At 46.7% G+C, this 22,321-nt stretch carries 23 protein-coding genes and 1 riboswitch; of the genes, 16 read left to right on the plus strand and 7 right to left on the minus strand.

Translation table 11 applies throughout. The annotated features are described in order from the left end of the window. The first annotated feature begins 208 nt into the window (after positions 1-208). From FB479_RS01045 to FB479_RS01055, 3 genes are read left to right on the plus strand one after another with little or no spacing between them, the layout of a single operon-like run. Positions 209-910: an ABC transporter ATP-binding protein gene (locus FB479_RS01045; protein WP_106653167.1), complete on the plus strand. Its 702-nt coding sequence runs from the start codon at positions 209-211 to the stop codon at positions 908-910. A gap of 24 nt (positions 911-934) precedes the next feature. After that, positions 935-2,392, plus strand: coding sequence for an ABC transporter permease (locus tag FB479_RS01050; protein ID WP_106653168.1), 1,458 nt, complete (start codon positions 935-937; stop codon positions 2,390-2,392). Between the two features lie 24 nt (positions 2,393-2,416). Next, positions 2,417-3,934, plus strand: a complete 1,518-nt coding sequence (locus FB479_RS01055) for an HlyD family secretion protein (RefSeq protein WP_106653169.1) — start codon at positions 2,417-2,419, stop codon at positions 3,932-3,934. Between the two features lie 90 nt (positions 3,935-4,024). Here FB479_RS01055 and FB479_RS01060 read toward each other — a convergent pair whose 3' ends face one another. Then, positions 4,025-4,699, minus strand: a complete 675-nt coding sequence (locus FB479_RS01060; RefSeq protein WP_142061669.1) for a hypothetical protein — start codon at positions 4,697-4,699, stop codon at positions 4,025-4,027. Then, positions 4,696-5,496, minus strand: a complete 801-nt coding sequence (locus FB479_RS01065; RefSeq protein WP_142061672.1) for a class I SAM-dependent methyltransferase — start codon at positions 5,494-5,496, stop codon at positions 4,696-4,698. The genes FB479_RS01060 and FB479_RS01065 overlap by 4 nt, the downstream gene beginning before the upstream one ends. Positions 5,497-5,695: 199 nt before the next feature. On the opposite strand from FB479_RS01065, the gene FB479_RS01070 reads away from it, so the two are divergent. The 3 genes from FB479_RS01070 to FB479_RS01080 are packed head-to-tail and all read left to right on the plus strand — an operon-like array spanning position 5,696 to position 8,859. Beyond that, a complete protein-coding gene (locus FB479_RS01070) occupies positions 5,696-7,738 on the plus strand; it encodes a hypothetical protein (RefSeq protein ID WP_106653172.1) in 2,043 nt (680 codons plus the stop codon). Between the two features lie 58 nt (positions 7,739-7,796). Beyond that, positions 7,797-7,991, plus strand: a complete 195-nt coding sequence (locus tag FB479_RS01075; RefSeq protein ID WP_255438242.1) for a hypothetical protein — start codon at positions 7,797-7,799, stop codon at positions 7,989-7,991. 13 nt (positions 7,992-8,004) lie between these two features. Further along, on the plus strand, positions 8,005-8,859 hold the full coding sequence (locus tag FB479_RS01080) for an EcsC family protein (protein WP_142061678.1): 855 nt from the start codon (positions 8,005-8,007) through the stop codon (positions 8,857-8,859). Here FB479_RS01080 and FB479_RS01085 read toward each other — a convergent pair. Together FB479_RS01085 and FB479_RS01090 are read right to left on the minus strand one after the other, a co-directional pair. Beyond that, the gene (locus FB479_RS01085; RefSeq protein WP_142061682.1) at positions 8,834-9,382 is read right to left on the minus strand and encodes a GNAT family N-acetyltransferase; all 549 of its coding nucleotides are present in this window, start codon (positions 9,380-9,382) and stop codon (positions 8,834-8,836) included. The genes FB479_RS01080 and FB479_RS01085 overlap by 26 nt on opposite strands. 68 nt (positions 9,383-9,450) lie before the next feature. Then, positions 9,451-9,891 (minus strand): flavodoxin, encoded by a 441-nt coding sequence (locus tag FB479_RS01090; protein WP_106653174.1) that lies wholly within the window; start codon positions 9,889-9,891, stop codon positions 9,451-9,453. A gap of 139 nt (positions 9,892-10,030) precedes the next feature. Continuing rightward, positions 10,031-10,220, plus strand: a riboswitch (Lysine riboswitch). A gap of 91 nt (positions 10,221-10,311) precedes the next feature. On the opposite strand from FB479_RS01090, the gene dapD reads away from it, so the two are divergent. The 5 genes from dapD (at position 10,312) to FB479_RS01115 (ending at position 14,737) form a co-directional block, all read left to right on the plus strand. Further along, the gene (gene dapD / locus FB479_RS01095; RefSeq protein ID WP_142061685.1) at positions 10,312-11,022 is read left to right on the plus strand and encodes a 2,3,4,5-tetrahydropyridine-2,6-dicarboxylate N-acetyltransferase; all 711 of its coding nucleotides are present in this window, start codon (positions 10,312-10,314) and stop codon (positions 11,020-11,022) included. 14 nt (positions 11,023-11,036) lie between these two features. Continuing rightward, on the plus strand, positions 11,037-12,251 hold the full coding sequence (locus FB479_RS01100; RefSeq protein ID WP_142061688.1) for an aspartate aminotransferase family protein: 1,215 nt from the start codon (positions 11,037-11,039) through the stop codon (positions 12,249-12,251). 3 nt (positions 12,252-12,254) lie between these two features. Beyond that, on the plus strand, positions 12,255-13,388 hold the full coding sequence (locus FB479_RS01105; RefSeq protein ID WP_106653177.1) for an N-acetyldiaminopimelate deacetylase: 1,134 nt from the start codon (positions 12,255-12,257) through the stop codon (positions 13,386-13,388). Between the two features lie 274 nt (positions 13,389-13,662). Then, entirely contained in the window at positions 13,663-14,262 is a 600-nt protein-coding gene (locus tag FB479_RS01110) for a hypothetical protein (protein WP_106653178.1), read from the plus strand. 112 nt (positions 14,263-14,374) lie between these two features. After that, the gene (locus FB479_RS01115; RefSeq protein ID WP_007723202.1) at positions 14,375-14,737 is read left to right on the plus strand and encodes a DUF4912 domain-containing protein; all 363 of its coding nucleotides are present in this window, start codon (positions 14,375-14,377) and stop codon (positions 14,735-14,737) included. Between the two features lie 112 nt (positions 14,738-14,849). Here the strand turns inward: FB479_RS01115 and FB479_RS01120 are convergent, their stop codons facing one another. Continuing rightward, a complete protein-coding gene (locus tag FB479_RS01120; RefSeq protein WP_142061691.1) occupies positions 14,850-15,488 on the minus strand; it encodes a glycoside hydrolase family 73 protein in 639 nt (212 codons plus the stop codon). Between the two features lie 111 nt (positions 15,489-15,599). Next, positions 15,600-16,028 carry a DUF1885 family protein gene (locus FB479_RS01125; protein WP_106653180.1) on the minus strand — a complete coding sequence of 143 codons (429 nt, stop codon included), beginning with the start codon at positions 16,026-16,028 and terminating at the stop codon, positions 15,600-15,602. Positions 16,029-16,209: 181 nt separating this feature from the next. Between FB479_RS01125 and FB479_RS01130 the strand changes: the two genes are divergently transcribed. From FB479_RS01130 to FB479_RS01150, 5 genes are all read left to right on the plus strand, one after another. Then, positions 16,210-16,758 (plus strand): MarR family winged helix-turn-helix transcriptional regulator, encoded by a 549-nt coding sequence (locus FB479_RS01130; RefSeq protein ID WP_007723208.1) that lies wholly within the window; start codon positions 16,210-16,212, stop codon positions 16,756-16,758. 78 nt (positions 16,759-16,836) lie between these two features. Further along, the gene (locus FB479_RS01135) at positions 16,837-17,136 is read left to right on the plus strand and encodes a DUF3055 domain-containing protein (RefSeq protein ID WP_106653181.1); all 300 of its coding nucleotides are present in this window, start codon (positions 16,837-16,839) and stop codon (positions 17,134-17,136) included. Positions 17,137-17,246: 110 nt separating this feature from the next. Next, positions 17,247-18,038 carry an alpha/beta hydrolase gene (locus FB479_RS01140; protein ID WP_142061694.1) on the plus strand — a complete coding sequence of 264 codons (792 nt, stop codon included), beginning with the start codon at positions 17,247-17,249 and terminating at the stop codon, positions 18,036-18,038. 123 nt (positions 18,039-18,161) lie between these two features. After that, positions 18,162-18,287: a GapA-binding peptide SR1P gene (locus FB479_RS01145; protein ID WP_007723214.1), complete on the plus strand. Its 126-nt coding sequence runs from the start codon at positions 18,162-18,164 to the stop codon at positions 18,285-18,287. Between the two features lie 106 nt (positions 18,288-18,393). Then, on the plus strand, positions 18,394-20,283 hold the full coding sequence (locus FB479_RS01150) for a TolB family protein (protein ID WP_142061697.1): 1,890 nt from the start codon (positions 18,394-18,396) through the stop codon (positions 20,281-20,283). A gap of 66 nt (positions 20,284-20,349) precedes the next feature. Here the strand turns inward: FB479_RS01150 and FB479_RS01155 are convergent, their stop codons facing one another. Beyond that, on the minus strand, positions 20,350-22,287 hold the full coding sequence (locus tag FB479_RS01155) for a beta/alpha barrel domain-containing protein (protein WP_142061700.1): 1,938 nt from the start codon (positions 22,285-22,287) through the stop codon (positions 20,350-20,352). Between the last annotated feature and the right edge of the window lie 34 nt (positions 22,288-22,321).

Genomic DNA, 22,321 nt, shown 5'->3' on the forward strand with positions numbered 1-22,321 from the left:
TCCATGGTTTGTTGACATCTACATTGTATTACGTAGCAGGCTGCAAAAGGTTACATAGCTGTTACATATTTTTGAAGAAAAGATTGTTTTTTTGTAAAACGTAAATTGTTTCCGAAAGAAGCGTTACGTTTTGCGAAATGTTACGTCTTTAGTATGTGATGTTTACGAAAGCTTCCATTTTGAAAGAACGAATGAGGTGCGACAAACGATGGTCAATTCAACAGGAGAGCTGACGGTGACAGGGGTCAATCACAGCTACGGAACGGGAAAAATCAAAGTTCCCGTGCTGTATGATATCAACCTTCATATCAACAAGGGCGAATTCGTGGCTTTGTGTGGCTCGTCGGGGTCAGGCAAGTCTACGCTCTTGAATTTGCTTGCAGGTTTGACCAAGCCGGAGGAAGGAAGTGTCATGGTTAGCGGAGCAGAAATTTCCAGCTACAGCGAAAATGAACTATGCATGTTTCGCCGTAAAAATATGGGCTTTATCTTCCAGTCATACAATCTGCTCCCCAATCTGACAGCGTTGGAAAACGTAGAACTTCCCTTGATTTTTGCAGGCGAAAGCAAGAAAAAACGTCGGGCAAAAGCAACGGAAATCCTACACCGCGTAGGGCTGGAAGGTCGTATCGACCACAGACCCAATGAGCTTAGTGGTGGACAGCAGCAGCGTGTCAGTATTGCGAGAGCGCTCGTCAATCAGCCAGGCATCATCTTGGCGGATGAGCCGACGGGGAACCTGGACTCGAAGACCGAACAAGAGATTCTCCTATTAATGAGAGAAATGAACAAGGAAAATGGGACTACGTTCATCATCGTTACCCATGAGCAGGAAGTAGCGGAACAGTCCGACCGCGTCATTTATCTCCAGGACGGACGGGTTGTACAAAAAAGGACAAGACCAGCGTAGGCGAGGGTATGAGGTGAACAAACAGTGAAGGTAATGGATTCTTTTCGCATCGTCTGGAGGAATCTGTGGCGAATGAAGCTGCGGACAGCCCTCACGTCGGTTGGTGTCATGATCGGGACGGCTGCAATCGTTGCGATGATGGCACTTAGTTTAGGGCTTAAGGAAAGTGCGGTAAAAAGCTTGGAGAACTTCGGAAACTTGACAGAGATGGACGTCGAGCCATTGCGTTGGTACGAGGAAAATGGCGAATGGATCGATGTTCCAGAGGATAAAGTCAAGAAGCTGAACATGCAAGCGGTGCAGGAATTAAAAAAGATTCCTGGCATTCAGGCAGTTATGCCGATAAAAGAATTACGAGAGCAAGCGAAGCTCAAGGTAGGTAGACGAGAAGGGTACGTACAGCTTATTGGGGTGGATGTAAATGAGTCGGCTGCCTATCGCAAAAATGACATTGAAAAAGGAAGCTATCTGACAGGGGCGCCACAAGAGATAGTGGTTGCTTTCGATGTATCCAGAGAATTGCGCGACGTAGAAAAGGAAAAGCGCGAGGAACGGCGAAGAAAGGCCGGAGGTGGCCGTAATGAAATGTCCAACATGCCGCCGCCGGATATCGGGGGCGGAGAAGCACTGGCCTTCAATCTCGTAGACAGAGCGGGGACTCTCATCTTGTCACGCGAATATCGCATCGACGATGAACCGAAATACGAGAAAAAAGAACTGCGTGTGAAGGTTGTCGGTCAATTAAAGAAGTCTGAAGAACGTAACTCGTCAGCTGCGGTTTATGTACCGATTAACGTTGTGAAAGAGCTGAACGAGTGGGTCACGCGCAGTCGAGGTGACGAAGTCGAAGAGGGAGCATCTCGCAGATCACGCGATAAAGCCAAAAAGGAAACTTTTGAATTTGACAGAATTACTGTCAAGGTAGAATCTCGGGAAAAAGTCGAGGGTGTCGTACAAGCTTTGAAGGAAAAGGGCTTTGAAGTATGGTCGCCTGCACGTGAGCTGGAAACCATCAATAAATTCTTCTTCGTGATTCAGATGGTCCTCGGAGGAATTGCAGCAATCTCCTTGCTCGTCGCAACCATTGGAATTGTCAATACGATGATCATGTCGATTTTAGAGCGAACCAAAGAGATTGGCATCATGAAAGTAATCGGAGCCACTGTGTTGAATATTCGCTGGCTGTTCTTAATGGAATCAGGCTTTATTGGCTTAATTGGTGGACTGGCTGGTCTCGGTATGGCGTGGGGAGCGGTTGAGCTCGTGAATTACTTCGGAGCGTCTGGCGGTCTCTTGGATAGTCTGAACATGGGCTACGGCGGTGGTGATCCAGAGGCTGAACCTACAAAATTGGCGGTCATTCCGAGCTGGCTGGCACTCTTTGCGATTGGCTTCTCCTTTATTATTGGGGTGTTGGCGGGAATCTTCCCGGCGATCCGTGCGTCTCGTTTAAGTGCACTGCAAGCGATTCGATCTGAATAAGTGATGAAATGTGAGGAACGTAAGATGAACAAGAAAAAATGGATCATTATCGCCACGGTCGTGGCCGTTCTTGGAGGGGGAAGCTATTACGGCTATTCGTACTTCAAGGGCGAAGAGGTTACAGAAGAAAAGCCAGAAGAAAAACCGAACTTCCCGACAGCGCTCGTGGAACGTGGTGACGTCAAGAAGACGATCAACTCTGCAGGTACAGTGGAAGCGAAGGCGCGTGAGGAAGTCAAGCCAGAGCTCAGTGGCAAGGTGCAACGTGTGCTAGTGAAGGAAGGGCAGTCCGTCAAAAAAGGCGATGTCTTGTTCACGATAGACAGTTCGGATGCACAGCTGGAAATTCAAAAGCTGGAGCTGGACATTTTAAAGGCGAAAAAAGAGCTAAATGAAATTAAACAAAAGAAAGACAAAATTACGGCTACTAAAGAAGGAAAAGTGGTTGAGGTCCTTGTGGAAGAAGGGCAAGATGTAAGACCGGAGCAGGTAGTAGTCAAGCTTGCTAATACCGACTATTTGAAAATTATTGGACAATTTACCTCCTATGAGTCTGAACGATTCAGTGTAGGTCAAAAAGTGAAGGTGTTCATTCCAACTTCCATGTATTTTGTGGATGGTGTCGTAACGGAAGTCGATAGAATTGGTGAAAAGGTAGAAGGAGCGGGCGGTATTCACAATGTCGAGGTTTTGGTCAAAAAACCTGGTGCAATCTATGTTGGGGATAAGGGTGAGGTACAGTATACGGATGATAAGGGCCTCTTATATGTAAGCCGAAATCAGAAAGAATTCCAGTTGCCAGATGAAATAGAAATTTTGGCGGGTACTCACGGAAAAATTGGCAAAATCGACGTGAAAAAAGACGATGTAGTCAAGGTAGGGCAACAACTATTCAAGATGGATATGGAATCGTCCTCTATGGAACTGCAGGAAAAAGAGCTCGCGCTAAAAACGTCCTTATTGAACATGGAGCAGAAAAAGCGTGAAATTGCGAAGAACCAAGTAACAGCGCCAATCAGCGGTGTCATCACCAAGCTAGGAGTAAAAGAAGGCGAAGCGCCAGGATCAGATCCTGCAGCCATTATTATGGACACGACTTCTGTTTACTTTGTGGCAGCCGTTGGAGAGCTTGATATTCCCGAAATTAAAATTGGACAAAATGTCGATGTTTATGTGTATGCGTTCGGTACCGAGCCGTTTAAAGGCAAAGTCATAGAGCTTCCGAAGGAAGGGAAAAAAGAAGACAAGGAAGTTCGTTTCGCGGTAAAAGTGGAACTGCTAGACAAGGCTGATTTTAAGCATGGGATGACGGGAGACAACGATATTATCGTCGCCCAAGCACAGAATGTCCTGCGCTTGCCAAGCAATGCGGTTGAAATTCTGGGGCCAGGTCAGGGAACGGTAATGGTGAAAGATCCGAGCACCGGAGATCCAATGCCGAAAGATGTAGAAATCGGCATTGAAGGATACGATTTTATTGAAATCAAAGGCGGCTTGAATGAGGGAGAAGAGGTTCTGGTGACCAACTCCGAAGGCATGTAAAAGCCAATCGAATTCGTTTATAGCGACAGCCCCATTGCCACTGGCCAAAGACCTAAGCAAACGGGGCTGTTTTTTATACTCATACGCACTTCAACGCTTTGAACGCAATTGTAACGTTGCGGACATTTGCGACGTCAAACTATGTAAAGGATGGGAGATTGTACAGTCGTTTTCCATTGCAAACTCATCAGCAACAGGTGCCATGGAGAGCTGTGCCACTGCAATAGGTTGATCTGGAAACGTTTGGTGGAGTTGATACAGGGCGTCTTTTATCGCTTCTCTGTACGCTTCCTGCTTGTTTTCCATGAGCAGGGCAAAAGCATTTTCGACGATACTTACTTGTATCTCTGGGTGCAGGTTGTAGGAATGGCCGTGTTTTACGAGACGCTCCAACGTAGGTTGGACAGTAGCGGGATTGGAGAACAGCAGAACTTGTGGCTCCGTATGCTGTGCTATCTCATGAAAAAAAGGTCCATCGATGGTGAAGATGGGGACAGTGGCAGTTGCCTCATCCTCTGGTGTTACCAGTCCGGCATACTGCGTGCAAGTGATCATGATTGCATCTACGGTGCAGCTCTGCATCCAGGCTAGTTGATCACGTAATTTGGCATGTGATTGTTCCGTGGTATGGACAGGTGTTCCCGCGTTTTGCAGGAGTAAACCTGGATCAACAAAATGAATGAGCTCTACGTCAAAGGCTGCGAACGCATCTGATAAGAGGGAAATGTTCGAATAATGTCCATGGAGACAGGCAATACGGGTCATCGTGCAGCTCCCCCATGTAGCGTATCATTCTCTGATTTCTTATGGGCAAGGACGCGAATACGCTTGTAATCGAGCACCCAGTGACCCTCTTGAAACAGCGCAGGACGCAGTAAGTCAGTGACTTCCCTACATACTTGCTGGATTTCATCTGAGGACAGTCCGGCAAAAAAAGGACTGCAAAAAGAATTCAGCCAATGCGAAAGCCCCAGGTCCCCATCAGCCATGACTGTCGGACGATCAAAATGGGAGGCAAGCACGACGTGGAAGCCTTGCTTCTCCAAAAGAGTCGTGTACTCGCCAATGCTGGGAAAATACCAAGGCGAGCGTTCATCGGCAGCTATTCCTTTTCGTGCCAAAACAGTCCGTAATGCCTTTGTGATTTGTCCGCAATTGCCATGTCCTCCAAATTCGGCAACAAAGCGTCCACCGGGAGCAAGAGCCAACCAAATGGTTTCAACGACTTCTGCTGGACGTTTCATCCAGTGGAGTGCGGCATTGGAAAAGACAGCGTCGTAGCTGACATTTGTTCGATACGTATGCGCATCGGCTACTTCAAAGGCAAACTGCGGATATTTTTGGCGAGCTGCCTCAATCATGGCGGCAGAAAAGTCGATTCCTGTCACATTTGCTCCCGCAAGCGATAGTTGAGCGCACAGGTCGCCTGTTCCACAGCCTAAGTCCAGAATGCTTTCTCCAGGAGCCGGTTGTAGCCAGTCCACTACCCCTTTGCCGTATTCAGAAACAAAATTCATTTTGGCGTCGTATAACCCGGCATCCCATTGATTGGTTTGAACCATCTGAATCCCCTCCCTTTCTTCCTTTTTACCGACTTTGAAGTCATAAGTCAAATCTATATAAATTATTAAGCGGATAGTTTTTAACTATATCTCTCTTAGGAAAAAGTGTGCGAACTTAAAGGATATAACACGGTTATTGTCGAATAAAATCAGTTGTTCAAATGCAAATACGTAAGACAAAAAAGTAGGAGGACAGTTCGTGAAAAAATGGGTTGTAAAAGCACTTCTCGTGTGTTTGGCAACTGGTACTTTTTTGTCAGGTGTGTCAGTACCGCCAGCCATGGGAGCCGGGGCAACAGCATCAATGAAAAAAAACAGCCAAGTATCTAAGCCAATCCGGAAGCAGCCTGTTCACGATATGGTTATCTTTAACGATTATCAGGTTGCGGGACTGGATTCAAAAGGTTGGAACTGGGTGAAGAATGATGAGTTTATTCTACCTCCGGAGACACCACTTGATATTGATGTGATACAGACCACTTATGGAAATGGAACAAATCTTAGTCGGAAGCAAGTATATTTGGATGGTGCAGAATTAACGGAGTTTCAAATGGAGCAAAGCTCAAATCAAGCTGTGTTCAAATGGCAGGTACCTCGCTTTACAATTCCCGCAGCGAAATTGTCAGCTGGCTCTCATACGTTGACCTTTGTAGTGACTGATGCTAATGAAAAGAGCAGTACGTTACACGTGAGCTTTCAGGTAGAAGCACAAAATTACCCACGTATTTATAAGGGGGAAAAAGCAGAGGGAGAGCCTTTGGCGACAGGCGGGCAGACGACCATTTTCGGAAATATGGGGTCAACTGATTTTAACAGTTCTGTACCTGGTACGTGGAAGCTAACAAACAAGTCTACGAACCAAGAAATGAGATCTGTTCCTGCTACTGTGTTTTCAACAGGTACGTTGTTGACTGGTCAATACCAGCTCCTTTTTCTACCTGACGATACCTCAATGTCGACTTGGACTACGACGGTTCAGATTGGCATGGCGGAGCTGTATATGGGGACAGATGCAAGCGGTCAAAAACTCGCGCCGGATCAGACCATTACTGCCCCGGAGCCACCAGGTAAGATTTCCTTGTATTCGGCATACCTAGGTCGATGGTCGGTGAACGGAACTGGACAAACGTTGACAAATGCGCAACATTTTGAAGTTGATATCCCGAAAATGCTGGCAGGTATGACGATTTCTGTCACATTTGAGCCAGATTCCAAGGAAAACAAAACGGATTCCTTATGGGGGGGTTCTACGTCGACTACGATTTACATACAAATTCCAGGTGCACCGAATGCTTGTGGTCCCACAAGCGGAGACGTCACGTTGGATGTGTTGATGCAGCCAAACGAAAAATCTACACTTATGGTCGAGAAAGCAAATGTGTATTCATCAGACAATACAGTGAGGCTCTATCAAAACCCGGTACATGTGATATGGCTGACTACAGCAGCAGAGCATATCGAATTCGGTAGTGAAGCTGATGACGATGAAGGACCAGGAGTATGGGCAGTCGATAACGTCGTGGTCGATAGTGATAAATTGAATTGGGATCATACAGGCTTGTTACTGTCGGGCTATAAGCCAGGGCGTTACAAGGTAAACTATTACAGCAAAAGGGACCCTGCTAAGACATGGTGCGGTTACATACAGGTCATTGAGGATACGCCACCAATCCCAGCGTCCCAAAGTTGTGATCCAGGTGATTCAGGTATAGCTCCACCACAAGCGCCGATGTTCATGAGAGGAAAAGAGGGCAAGGAATATCGCAATGGAGATCTTGTGACTGTGGAATCTGATAGCGATCTTGCTGAATTGGAGAACCTACAACTCATCTCCACGTATGCAGAGCGGACTGGGACGAAGAAAGTTAGAGAGAGTAGGAAGGCTTCCTCTTACCATATGCCCAAGTATGAGTGGAAATATGGAGAGAACGCCATCGGTGCTAGACAAGAGCATAGCAGTGCTACGATATCATCAGAAAATCGGATCGAGATCTACTACGAAGGAAAAGAAATCACTGACATTAAGCCTTCAAATCGCGATGACGGCACTGAAAACGGACTGGAATCACTTGATATCAGCAAGTTCATTGATCGGCAGCAGCCCGGTAAATACGAGATCAAAATAACCAATATCCTTAGCAACAAGACTTGTCGACTCGTTCAAAGACAAAAAAGATCAGTCAAAAAAACAGACGTTGATGAACGAAAAGAAACGATCGCATTCACAATCGAAGTGAAATAACGATTGACCCCCTTGCATTTTGGCATGGGGGTTTTCGACTATAAGGGGAGGAAGTCCTGTGACAAACGAGCAGAAGGCGATCTTGGAAAAGTTCGGGTTTCAGATCGAAGGAGAGCAAGTGAAACATTTGAAGCTGGGAATCGTAAGAAATAAAAAAGAATTCGTCTGTCACGCCACGTCAAAAGAGTTGCAGGACTATATCAAGTCCATCTTGCGCAACCAATGTCAGTGGAAGCGAGGAGAAGCTGAGTGAGCAGCCAGGGAGGTTGTTGGGGTTGAAAGAGTCTAGGGAGACATTGGTTACGGCATTACGTGAAGTAGAGGCTTGGGAGAAGGACCAGAACGACTTGTGGTTCTGGGAAAAGCTTGGCAGACTTCCTTTTGTTCTGTTGGATCGGATTACGCCTGCATTCGTTCAAGAGAAGCTGGGAAAAGCCGTAGATGAAATGGCAGCCTTTCTTGAGACAGGTGGAACATATTTGGTGCAGGATGAACCGATTTACAAGCGGTTTGGCAAACGGTTAGAGGGACAGGGCACTTCTGTTATGGGCAAGGAGGAGATTGCTGCTGTACCGCTTACGATCATGAATGATGTCGCGTTGGAGCTGAAGGATTCACGTGCGAATTTTGCCACGGTACAAGGTGCGACGACTGGCTTCGGGGGGATTTTTACCCTCGCAATCGATATCCCGTTATTGATGGGGACATCCCTAAAAGTATTACAAGAGATGGCTCTAGCCTATGGCTATCGACCAGAAGAGAAGAGGGAGCGGCTGTTTGTCGTCAAATGCTTGCAGTTTGCTTCATCAGACATCGTAGGGAAAAAAGCGATACTCGCTGAGCTCTCTCGCTTTGATGATCCAAGTGCGCAGAGAGAGGTGATGGCGCAATTGCAGGGATGGCGTGAAGTCGTAGTAACATACACAGAAAACTATGGGTGGAAAAAATTATTTCAGATGGTGCCCATTGCGGGTATTTTGTTCGGGGCGTATTTGAATCGCTCAACCGTACAGGATGTCGCCGAAGCGGGGATGATGCTATACCGTAAACGGCGCATCCTGGAGCGGCTACGTGAGAGTGAAAAGAGCGAGGAGATTACTGAGACCACTCCTCAGCAGTAAGAGCGAAGATGAGATGGTCCTCCCATACACCGTTAATTTGCAAATAACGTAACGAAAGGCCTTCCTGGCGAAAACGGTTTTTTTCCAAGACGCGAATGGAAGCTTGATTGCGAGGCATGACAGCGGCTTGTACCCTATGCAGCCCAGCATCCGTTAAAGCAAAGCGGAGGGCAAGATTTACTGCTGATGTCGTATAGCCTTTGCCATTGCACGCCTGATCCATGAAGTAACCAATCGTTGCATTTTGCCACGCACCACGTGCGACATTCGAAAGCGCTACACGGCCAATCATCTTTCCGGATTCTCGGGAGAATACGCCGAAAGCATAGGCAGTACCATGTTCAAAATCATTCTGAGCTTGTGAAATCTGCTCTTGCTGTCCTGGGAGGGTCAAAAAAGAAGCGGGGCGGATCGGTTCAAATGGTTGGAGAAAGTCATGATTGCGCAGCCGAAGCTCTAGGAGCTCGGCTGCGTCTTGTTGTTGGAGAGGCCGTAAGAGAATCTCGTCCGTATGTAGTGACATGAGATCAATCCTCCTTAAAAAGTTGGATTGATAGTATATCATGTGCCAGAGTATTTGAGAAACATCAATTAGCCGAGCAATTCAGCAAACGATACCCCAAATGCTTTGCAAGTTTCCACTTCTTTTGCAGTAGGAGAAAGCTCGATTTTCAATCCTTCCATTGGTGTTTCCGCGCCACGCTCACTCGCTTTTTTCAGCAAAATATCAACAGCTGCACCAACATGCTCGTAAGCGGAGTCGCAAGAGCCAAAAGCAACAACCTTTTTCCCGCTGAGGTCAATATCGTCCATTTCCTCATAAAAATCCAGGCATTCGTCTGGCAGTTCGCCATCGCCCCATGTGTAGGCGCCAAGCAAGATTCCGTCGTATGCTTCGAGTTCTTTTGCGTTTGCATCCATCACTTCTTTTATCTCCAGCTCAGCACCAGTTGAACGAATACCTTCTGCAATTGCTTCAGCAATCTCCTGTGTATTCCCCGTCATGCTCGCGTATACCATCAAAATGCTCATAAAACGTAAAACCTCCAATTAGATAATGAGTATCATTCTCACAAATAAAATAATGAAAATGAGAATCGTTGTCAATAACTTTTTTCTTATTGCCACGTCTCATTCATTTTGGTAGAGTTAAATAAAATTATAATAATGTACACTAAATAGAGGTGCGCCGAAGAAGAGTAAGCCTTTTCGCAATCTGCCAGGGGGTAGGAGAAGGAAGAAAGGCTAAAGCGCCGAAGCTTATGCTATGCCCCTACGTAGCACAGGCTGGGGTGTCTCATGAAAAATGAACATCCTGTCACAAGGGACCTTTCGTCTTTTTGTGGAGCGCTATTTATGATTTGCTTCTGTAGTATCAAGAGCAATGAGATAGCGAATGCACTCATTGCTTTTTTTGATTTACCATGCTGTTATTTTGAGGAGGATGTAACTATGAACATGATGGATGCCAACGAAATTATCGCGTTTATTCAAAAAAGCGAAAAGAAAACACCAGTGAAGGTATATGTGAAAGGGAACCTGGAGGGAATCGACTTCGGTGCTAGCTCCAAAGCTTTCATTACTGGCTCAACTGGTGTTGTTTTTGGTGAGTGGAAAGAGATTGAGCCAGTACTCGCTGCTAACGCGGAAAAAATTGAAGATTATGTAGTAGAAAGCGACCGCCGCAATTCCGCTATTCCATTGCTGGACACAAAAGGGATTCAAGCGCGTATTGAGCCAGGCGCAATTATCCGTGACCAAGTGACAATCGGCAACAACGCGGTCATCATGATGGGTGCTTCCATTAACATTGGTGCAGTTATCGGTGAAGGCACGATGATCGACATGAATGTTGTCGTAGGTGGGCGTGGAACCATCGGGAAAAACTGCCACATCGGCGCGGGATCGGTTATCGCGGGAGTCATCGAGCCGCCATCTGCACAGCCAGTTGTAGTCGAGGATGATGTTGTCATCGGAGCAAATGCTGTCATTCTGGAAGGCGTACGCGTAGGTAAAGGTGCTGTCGTTGCAGCGGGTGCTGTCGTGATTGAAGATGTACCTCCATACGTGGTAGTTGCGGGAACGCCTGCACGCGTGATCAAGCAAATCGATGAAAAAACTCGTTCCAAGACAGAGATCAAGCAGGAGCTACGTCAGCTGTAAGGGAGAGAGTGTACATGGACTGGCGTTCGCTCGATGAACAATATATCGTCTCTTCTTACAAAAGAATTCCGATTGCCATAGAAAAAGGCGAAGGAAATTACTTGTACGATACGAACGGAAAGAGCTATCTCGACTTGTTTACCGGACTCGCGGTAAACGTTCTGGGTCATTCTCATCCGCGCATTGTACAGGCTCTGCGTGAGCAGGGAGAGCGTTTCTTGCATATTTCCAATGTATTTTTAAACAAGCCGGCTATTCGTTTGGCCGAGCGGTTGGTTGCGAACAGCATCAGTGGGAAAGTGTTTTTCACCAACTCTGGTGCCGAGGCTACAGAGTCTGCGATCAAGCTGATTCACAAATGGACGAAGAATGAGGGAGCAGGTCGTGAAGGCATCGTTGTCTTACGCAACAGCTTTCACGGACGAACACTTGGAGCAGTGCGTTTGACGAGGCAGGCTCATGTCTATCAAGACTTTCCTCAGCCAGCTTTTCCTGTTTATGAACTGGATGTGGAGGACACGGAAGGATTGCGAGCGATTTGCCAGGAAGCAAGGCCCGCTGCAGTCCTGATGGAGCCAGTCTTGGGTTCCGGCGGTGTGGTGCCGCTAACGGAAGCGTTCTTGCGAGAGGTAGCTGCCATCTGTGAACAAGAAGGCATGCTCTTTGTCATGGACGAAATCCAGACAGGAATGGGCAGAACAGGAAAGCTGTTTGCTTATGAGCATGCAGGCGTAACGCCAGACCTTATCCTTTTTGCCAAAGGCATAGGGGGAGGGCTTCCCCTTGGCGGAGTCATCGCTGGCCCAAAGCTGATGAACCAGTTCAAACCGGGGGATCACGGAACGACGTTCGCACCATCACCACTGTCTGCTGCCCTGGGGAATGTCGTGTTGGACGAATTGCTTGATCCAGCCTTCATTGCTCACGTAGAAGAAGTAATTGCGTATCTGTGGTCAGGCTTGGAAGCGTTGCGGATGCGTCTTCCAGATCAGCTGCAATCCCTTCGCGGAAAAGGCTTGATGGTTGGAATTCCGCTCTCTTCCACCCCGGAAGAGGTAAGTCACTTGCAGCAAGCATTGCTTAACGAAGGAATTCTCGTTGACGTGACGCAGAAAACGATTGTTCGTCTGCTTCCGCCTCTGACGTTGACAAAAGCTGATGTGGACCGTTTCCTTGCCGTGTTTGAGGAGCAACTAACAGCAAGAACAGGTACGAAAAAGGAGGCGTAGACCTTGACGACTTCTTTGTTTACACAAATTCGCCGAGACCTGCACCAAATACCGGAGCCAGGCTTTGCTGAAGTGAAGACGCAACAATACTTGCTTGATTATTTGAAAAAGCTGCCCCAGGATCGAATCGAGATCAAAACGTGGCGGACAGGCATTTTGGTCAAGCTGGCAGGAACAGAGCCAAAACGATTAATTGCCTGGCGGACGGATATGGATGGCCTGCCGATCGTAGAGGAAACGTCCTATCCGTTTCGCTCGCTTCATGAAGGATACATGCATGCTTGCGGGCATGATATGCATATGGCAATTGCTCTGGGCCTCCTGACGCATTTTACAGAACATCCGATAGCAGATGATTTGCTGTTCCTCTTCCAGCCGGCAGAAGAAGGTCCTGGCGGTGCACAGCCGATGTTGGAAAGTGAAGAGTTTGCAGGGTGGCGACCGGACTGTATTTTTGCCCTGCATATCGCGCCAGAATATCCAGTTGGTCATATTGCGACGAAGCCAGGAATTTTGTTTGCCAACACTTCTGAGTTGTACATTGATTTGGTTGGCAAAGGGGGGCATGCAGCCTTCCCGCACAAGGCGAATGACATGGTGGTTGCAGGAAGCCATCTTGTGACACAGCTTCAATCGATTATTTCGCGCAATATAGATCCATTGGATTCGGCCGTCGTAACGATTGGCAAGCTGGAGAGCGGGACGAAGCAGAACATCATCGCAGAGAAGTCCAGGCTAGAAGGGACCATCCGAACCTTTTCGATGGAATCGATGGCACTCGTCAAGAGCCGCATTGAATCTCTCGTAAAGGGAGTGGAAATAGGCTTTGATTGCCAGGCAACGATTGACTACGGTGTCGGCTACTGCCAGGTTTACAACGAGGAGCAGCTAACGACAGACTTCATGCAATGGGTACAGGAACAATGTGAAGATGTAACTCTCATCACCTGCAAGGAAGCCATGACCGGAGAAGACTTCGGTTACTTTTTGAAAGAAATCCCCGGCTTTTTGTTCTGGCTGGGTGTGCAAACGCCGTACGGCTTGCACCATTCCAAAATTGAGCCGAACGAAGACGCGATCGAGGTTGCCATTCGACTGGTCTCCCGGTATTTTACATGGCTTTCACAACAGAAGTAGCAGGTGTCTGGAGTAAAAAAGAGTGGCTGGATAGCCGCTCTTTTTTCTGTGTCATTCCCAACCGTATATTCTCGTCAAGAGTAAGAAGTAGTTACTAACATCTCTGTGCATAAGTCTTTCTTCCTAAGCATTTTGTGCTTGTGGATAATGTGGATATTGTTGAAAAAACTTATCAGGGCAGCACAACTATTTCCTTTTCCAAACGTATAAACTAGAGAGAAGAAATTCCGGAAAAACAAGCGCTGCCGCGCACACATACAGGAGGATTATTGACATGAAAAAAGCATGGTTATCGGCCTTGTTGGCGTTGACTGTAGCAGCAGGGGTGGGGAGCACTACTGCGCTGGGAGAGGGTGCGATGCGCGTATTTTTCGGTGCGGAAACCGTAGCGAGTGAAATGCCAGCATCCAAGGCCGAATCGGTAGAATCAATAGTGAACAAGCTCGGTGGTTTCACCGATTACGATCAGCAATCTGGGAAATTGCAAGTGATTAAGCCAAATGTGAATATTATTGTGGTCGAAGGGATTCAGCAGACCCGCAATAAAAATGTCGTTTTCAGCAACCCTGTCAAAGGATACAGCGACAAAAATGTGCCTCGTACGTTTAACGTGTTCGTAGAGGTTGATGACGCGCCTGTTGCCAAAGACTTGCGCATGCAACTTGTGTTGATCGGACCGGACGGCAAAGAAGTGTCTAAAGGGAAAGAATGGAAATACTCCACGCAAAATGCAAACAGCTTCTATTTTTCTGAGCCTTTTGTATCTACGAAACTTGAAGCATACGGCACTTATAAAGTACAAGTTCAAATGAAATCCGAGAAATTCACTTCTTATGTAACCGTCGGTGAAAATACATTTACAGTTGGGCGTTAAAAATTATGGCTTGGATGCGTTTCCACTTTGCATGTCCCCGTGCTATAATATACGGAAAAGCCAATATACTTGGTAATAGCAAGTACATGAAAGAAAGGAACGATGGGAGCGAATGGAGACAAATCCCCCGCGATCGTCCACGGATGTAGAAGGCCCGAGTATACGCATTGCCTGGAAAGATGAGCAATCCATTCAGGCAGAGTGGAGCATGACGAAGGAGTTCGAGCAAGAAATAGAGCGAAAGTTTGCTATTCCGTTCGCTGAACTGCCTTTTGTCCTACGCCTTTTTGATGTGACGTACCGCAAAGAGATCCGAAATGATGGCACTGACCTTTACACTGATTTTGATATCAACCACCGTTCTTCCGAATGGATTTTGTACGGAGTGACGCAAGGATTGGAATATTGCGTCGATCTGGGAATTCGGATGGTGGACGGAAGGTTTTATTCGCTGTCCAGGTCTCAAATGATTTGATCAACGTGCTCAAGCAACGTACGACTGAGGCAACTGCATTTTTATACGAAACAGCCCCATTACCCACGAGATTTGCTTGTGGCAATGGGGCTTTTGATTTTTATTTATGGACTCATGGCTTCTCTCGCTGTTTGTCCAGAAGCCGCAGGGCAACCGCTAGAACAGCCCATACTGGCATTGGTTCGTCTAATTTATTTAGCCATTCAGGTGAGGTCAGCAAGCCCTCCTGTAACGCACGATTCCCCAGCTCCAATTTCCAGGGAGGAAACGCTTGTGGCTCTTCTGAGGCGACTTGATCGTACTGAGACAAGTTGTACGTCTGAATGAGGCGCGTCAGCTTTTCAGCGTACGCAGGATCGGTAGCGTACCCGGCTTCTTCCAAAGCCTGTGCCGCTTGTGCGGGAGTAGTGGCTGCAAGCACGTTTTTGTAAGCGGGTTTACGTAAAAACTGGGTATGGTCTTCCATAGATTGCTGGTAATTTTCATAAGCGCGGAACTGGGAAGTACGTGTAACCGTCTTTCCGTTTTCCACCTCTTTGCTTTCGATGGTGACAGAGCCGGCAGGTCCTGTTCCCTTTATTCCAAAGAGGTTGTACGAGGATGTCCCAGTGGCAGGGTCAACAGGTACTTTTTTACCCCAACCTGACTCGAGTATGGCTTGCGCTATGATAATGGAGGGGAATAGACGATGGTTCAGATAAGACTTTTTGGCGTGGTCAGCAACCAACTGTATAAATGCTTGCGCTTCCATAAGCTCACCCCTTTCCTCTCTTTGTTATTCGTATGAAAAAAAGAGGTCAGGGGCAATAGGCCTGAACATGAAAAAACAGTCGATATTTCTCGACTGTTTTTACGTTTTTCATTATGGCTTTCGAGGTTGGAAGTATTGAATGCGCTTGTTGAAGAGGTGCAGCTCTGCTTTATAATCACGTGCCAAGTATCGACAGTACTCATTTGCCTTGTTTTTATCGCCATGCGTCGCTGATTCAGGAAGGGACACTTGTATGTAGTGCTTCTCGGAACCGTTTTCATTTTTGCTCCCGACTCCAACAACGATGGCTTTGTACATGTTTGGGTCTTTACCTTTGAGAAGGAACCACGAGTCCTTTCCTTCTGAGCGTTCTTCTAGGGTGTAAGGGAAAGCGGCGTCTGCATAGGTCCAGCCCAACTGCTTTCCTGTTTTTGAGGTCATGTCAACGTATCGCGTAAACTTGGCTTTCACGTCGTCAATACTTACAGATGCTGCGGTAGAACCATCAACGAAATAGATGTAGGCCGATTGAAGTTTCACGACTGCACTCACTCCTAGTACCGGTATTCTGTGCGTTTAGTGTAGCATTGTCTTCCACTCTTTGGCAATGAGGCAGTTGGCGACCAAAAACAATTGCGTGTTTTTTCTGAAAAGTGTAAAATATATATCATATTTATATAGCCATTAGATGAACGATAAAGGATCATGGAGGAATATACGCATGCAGGAGGCCTCAATTAGACACGTATTCGAAGCTTTAAACACCATGCGCGCCATCGATGTGGTGAACAAAGAAGACTGGGAGCGGGCAGCGAAGGAAGCCGAATTGGATTCCTCCGTACAGTTAAACATTCTCTGGATCATCTACTGTTATGAAGGTGTACGCGTCACGCAAATTGCAGATTGGACCTTCTGGCATCCCTCATCGATTGTCATTCATATCAAGAAGTTAATGGAGAAAGGCATGGTGACCATCGAAAAGTCGGAGTTGGATGGGCGTGTGGTTCACGTATACCCGACTGAAAAAGGAAAAGAAGTATTGGAAGCCAGTCGAAGAAGTGTACCAGATATTTTTAGATTGACGTATGCATTGGAGAAAATGGAGGAACGATACAGTACAGCAGTAGTTGAACTGTTCTTTGAATGTCTCTCCTTTGTCGCGCAATCGTTGCATGGTGCAGAAAAAGTGAGATGGATTCAAGAAGGGGAAGACAGGGTAATTAACCCGACGCGTCTGGTAAATGATGCTGTTTGGGTAGCAAAAACGTGATTTTTCGATTATACTAGTGAATAATCCGAATATTTCACGAAATTCGGAGGCCAAAATACTGTTGAGGAGGGATTGCTGATGGAGCACTACGACCACTTATACGATGTTTCGGAGAACGCTAATGTACGTTTCCTTGGCTTTATTTCAGAGGGAACACGTTACGACTTTGGCATGGTATTTACACACAAGTTTTATGGGAAGCCGTTGGTGATCTGTATGCAGACAGGGCAATCGACTCTTCTCAGTTCGGACGATGCGGTGAATCCAGGATATCTGCAAAAAATTTTCAGGCTGGATTCGGAGAACGAGGCAGCCGCTCTTGCTGAGTTTTTCCAGGAGCATTTACCATCCATTCCATTTGAAGAAAATCAGTATTAGGTAACGAGCAGAAGTTTATCTTCTGCTCGTTTTGGTTTTTCTGTAAAAAACGGCCTTATCCGTTTTTTAGTATAATCGAAAGAAATTAAGCAGTAGGAGGAACAGGGAGAATGGGTGTACATAAATGGTCGGCCAAAGATTCTCGGGGAGCGATTGTTCTCGTCCATGGAACGGGAGAACATCATGGGCGTTATGAGCATGTAGCGAGTTATTTTAATCAGGCGGACTGGGACGTATATGCGGAAGATTTGCCGGGATGGGGGCGCTCTCCCGGGAGACGGGGGCATATTCAATCATTCGAAGACTATTTGTCCCGTGTCCGCGAGTGGACGAGTACCGCTCTTGCAGATGCATCAGGAGAGAAGCCTGTATTTTTAATGGGGCATAGTCTGGGTGGTCTCATCGCGACTCGCTTTATTCAGACGGATGAGCGCAGTAAAGAGTTGGCAGGGTTAATTCTCACATCCCCATGCTTGAAGCTAAAACTGACAGTACCGGCGTGGAAGGAGCAATTGGCACAGTTTCTCGACCGGGTTTGGCCAACACTTGTCATGCCGAATGGAATAACTCCCGACATGGTATCCCGTGACGAAGCTGTTCAGGCTGCTTATCAGAACGATCCGCTCAATTATTCCAAGGTAAGTGTCAGATGGTTCACGGAATTGAATCGCTCTATGGAAAAGGCGTGGGAGGATAGGCATCGAATCAAGCATCCAGTCCTTGTTCTGCAGGCTGGTGCTGATACATTGGTTGATGCGGATGCAGTGGAGAAGTTTACAGTTGGCCTTCCAGACAGACAAACATTTGAACGATTCGCAGGCTTGCGGCACGAAATTTTGAACGAACCTGAAAAGGAAGAAGTCTTGCAAAAAATCGTGAACTGGTTGAATGACAATATTTAGTTTAATGTGACATACTAATTATCAACAAATGTATCTTGACTCCGAATGACGTGGCATATTAAGATGAATGTAACATAACATTTGTAGTAATATGTGAATCAATTGAATGCGGAGGGGACATAGATGGGAACTATCGTATGTCAGACTTGCGGAACCATCATCGAGCATTTTGAATGTAATTCAGTGAAAACGCTTTATGCGGTATGCAACTGTGACTGCCGACCTGGTGAAAGACAGGAAAAAGAATAAAAAATAGTCAACAGGCCTATGTTGAGGCCTGTTTTTTTTGACAACCTTTTCCGGATGGAGGATAATGGAGAAGTGTGAAAATCGTTGCAAAAGGAGGAATTGTTTCATGAAGCGAAAACCGATGCAGGGAATGTTGGCCGCTGCACTTTTGGTCACATCCCTGTGGAGCGGGACACCGGCGCTTGCCTACAATATTGGTGATGAAGAAAAAATCGACGGTAGTCAGCCAACAATATCCTCAGCAGGATATGATATATCAAAAAAATATGCGGTATGGATGGTTGAAGGTGGGCAAAGAGTAACACTCTACAACCTCAATAAAGGTGACCAGAGCGAAATAGGCGACAAGGAATCTGAGAAGACAAATCCAAAGGTCGATGGAGATTACGTCGTATGGATTGATTCCCGTGATGGCGGCTCAGATGTCTATTTGTATGACATAGTGAAAGAGAAAGAAATCCGTTTGACAAGTGGTTCTGCTTCGGTCGATGGGCTGGAGATTGCTGATAAAAATGTTGTATGGACAGACAACGGCGATGTTTATCTACATAAAATTTCTACTGGGGATACAGAGATTGTATCTGCGAGTGGAAAAGCAAGCAACCCGGTGGTAAGCAGTGGTTATGTTGCTTGGGAAGATGATCGTGATGGCAATGATGACATTTATTACTATGACATCAAAGCAAAAGAGGAAAAGGCTGCCGTCACTGCTAAAGGAGACCAAGGGCGTCCCAGCATTTTCTCCAATCAAATCGTATACGAGCATCAATCGGCTGGAGACCTCTATTCCTATTCCATCAGCAACGGTAGAATTAAGAAATTGACCGATGATGACAACGAACAGCAAAACGTGCATTTGTATCAAGAGGATTATGTCTACTCTGACGATAATGACTTAAAATATCGTGAGCTTGGCAAAACGTCTGGCAAAAAGATAGCGAGCAATCTGTACGGTGAGACTGGACCGAAAATTTATGGCGATTTCATCTTATTCGCGAAAAAAGAAAGTAACAAAAAGCTCCAACTCCACCTGTATGACCTGGACGAAAAGGAATTAGTTCCGATAGGTAATGCAGGAGGAAAACCAAAGGAGCCAAGTGCTCATGATCGTTATGTAGCGTACGTAACCGAGTCTAAAAAAAATAATACGGTCGTTTTCTACGATGTCGAAAATAAAAAAGGTAAAGTCGTCAGTAATCCAGAGCATGATTCTGTTCGCCCTGTTGTAAGCTCGCGTTATGTTGTCTGGTATGACGAGCACGAGGATGCACTCTTCTCCTACGATATTCGTAAAGACATTCAAAAGCAGATTACACATGAAGATGATGATCAAAAGCCGAGTGAGAAGCTTTATGAGATTGACGGAGAGCGTTTGTTATGGGTGAATATCGCTGGCAGATCAGAAGTGATCATCACAGATCTATCGACTGGAAAGCATACGGAAGTTACGACGGTGAGAAAGGAACCACTGAGTGTTGATATTTACAAAAACTATGCTACCTGGGTAGTAGAAGAAGGCTCAAAGAGCGCAAGCATCGTACTCTACGATATCGAAGAAGATGACGAGACAGAAATCCGTGATAACGTCAAAGTAGAGAAAGCGGAAATCGGCGATGACTTCGTTGTTTGGAGCGAAGATACAGGCAATTCCAAAACCGGTTGGGATTTGTACTATTACAACATCGACCGTCAAAGAGTCAATCCTTTGCTTCGTTATACAGATGGTGACCAGAAAAATCCACAGGCTTCACGCAATATGATTTTGTATGAAGACAATCGTCTGTCCTCAAAAGGTAAGGAATTCTACTATGAGTTGTACGATTTCGAAGAGGATTCCTATAGCGATTTTGAGTGGGATGATGATGCGGAGATGGAAAATGCCCGCATCGGTGGAAATCGCGTTGTCTGGGTCGATAAGCGTGATAAAGACCCATATGTATACACGGTAGCATTCGCTCCGGGCAATGATGAAGAAGAGGAAGAAGACGAAGACTGATTCTGCATAATGGTAGTCAGGCTTTTATAAAAAACAGACGAAAGGAATTCTTTCGTCTGTTTTCTTTTATGTCCGGCATAAATACGGCTTCAAAAGTACGAGTGCTACGAGAAATAAAATGACGGCGACATAAGCGGGCAAGAGATGAAGAAAATCGACATAGCCTACAGTAAAATGTATGCCTATGCCAGAAACAAAGCCTGGAATACCTGCTAAAAACAATGTCCACCAAATCCACGCTTCTCCTCGCCTGATCCCCCAAAGGCTAATCAGCAAGACAGCCAGGCCATTCGAAAATAATGCTCCGCCAAAGCCAGCACGGTCATGAGCAATGACCGGAATTAATCGCTCATTGTAAGACTGCAAGGCATCAGCAGACACACAGAGAAAGACGAGGTCGGAAGGAACGAAGACACCTGTGACGCCGATGATCGAAATGATAATACCAGCCCCTGTCAAACCAAATCCGATGATGACAAAGAGCAATTGTCCCCATAGAGCCATTCGCCAATCACGATCGTTGTGAAGCTGAGGCGGTAGTCGAGTCAAATGAACCTTTGCAGGTGTACGTAATGCGAGCAAAAACATAGGGAACAACATGAGTGCTAAAATCGCGTGCAAGTAATCGAAGTACCCGTATCCAATAAATAAAAAGAAGCTGGAAAAGCCAACAGCACCGGAGACGAGCAAGATGGTCCGCGTCCAGTGAATGTCTTTGCGCAGGCCATGGTAAGCTAGTTGGCTATACAAAATTCCAATGGATATCATTGTTCCTGCCAGACTAATCCGATCGTGTGACATAAAAGAGAGGATTTGCGCATTTAAGAGCGCAAGCTGGTCGGCTGACATCCCGAGAAAGCGTTCGTCGTAGGGGAGGACGACGGTTGTTGCGGCGACCAGCCAAGCAAGTGCGCCACCGATCATCATGCCCACGCCCAGCAAGATTCCCCATACCCAAGAAGGAAATAAAAAAGCAGATCGTTTTTCTTGAGGAGGGGCAATGTCTGGTTGTGTTTGCAAGATGGCTTCGTTAATTCGTTTTGGCAAGCCGGGGCCAGAATAGACCAAGCCACTGTGCAACTGCACAAAATTGGCGCCCGCTGCAAGAAAGGTCAGAGCATCTTGTGGCGCTAGAATGCCGCCTGATCCAATGATAAGGGCATCTGACCACTGTTCCCGTGCCCAGGAGACAAATTTGACGGCTTGCTCGTGTGAACTTCTCCCTGTGGTGTAAACGGAGGTGTTTGCGGACGGTGAAGCTTCCTGAATCGTGCCTCCAGCGACAACGAGACCGTTGAGTCCTGCTTCTTTTGCTGAGATGAGAATGGGGAATGCTTCCAATTCTGTAAGGCTAGGAGGGAGCGCCAGCAAGAGTGGCAGATCCGTTTGGTTACGCAAACAGGAAAAATGTTCCTTCCAAGCTGTATGGCTCCATTCTGGATGTCCCATATTCGCCCGCGCATCAATAGTGAAAAACGAACAAAAACGCTTCAGTTTGTCGATCAGCTCCTGACGCTCTTCTGTGGCTTCTCTCAGGCTAGCTTCTGGTCGGCAGGCCAATCTGACTCCGATAGGAATTTTGATGCCAGAAGCCCCCTCCAGGCGCCTCTCAAGGGCATATATACCATTATTTACCAATGGACTGGAATAGTGGATATTCATCGCGGCAGTGTCACGTTGAATAGTGCCGTGGGAATCAATTGCTTCTTTGGACACAGGTCCCAGCTCTAGAAACCCGAAGCCGAATTTGGACAGAGCCTGAATGGCGATGCATTCTGGGTCCAATCCGGCACCCAACCCGACTGGAGTAGGGAACGTGGCAGGACCAATTGTTTTGGAGAGCTGTGAAGGAGGCTCCATATGTCCCATCCATTCGATGATGAACGGACCACCCGGAATTTTTGCCAAAGCGCCGATTGACTGCAAGGTAATAAATCGGGCCCGTTCGGGTGGCATGAGCAAGAGAAGTGGTCGAAACATCGTTTGATACGACCAGTCTGGCATGGCAGCATCGCCCACCTTTCCTGATTTTTCCCAT

Origin of the sequence: Brevibacillus sp. AG162 (assembly GCF_006715575.1) — a bacterium.
In the GTDB taxonomy this organism is placed as follows: domain Bacteria; phylum Bacillota; class Bacilli; order Brevibacillales; family Brevibacillaceae; genus Brevibacillus; species Brevibacillus brevis.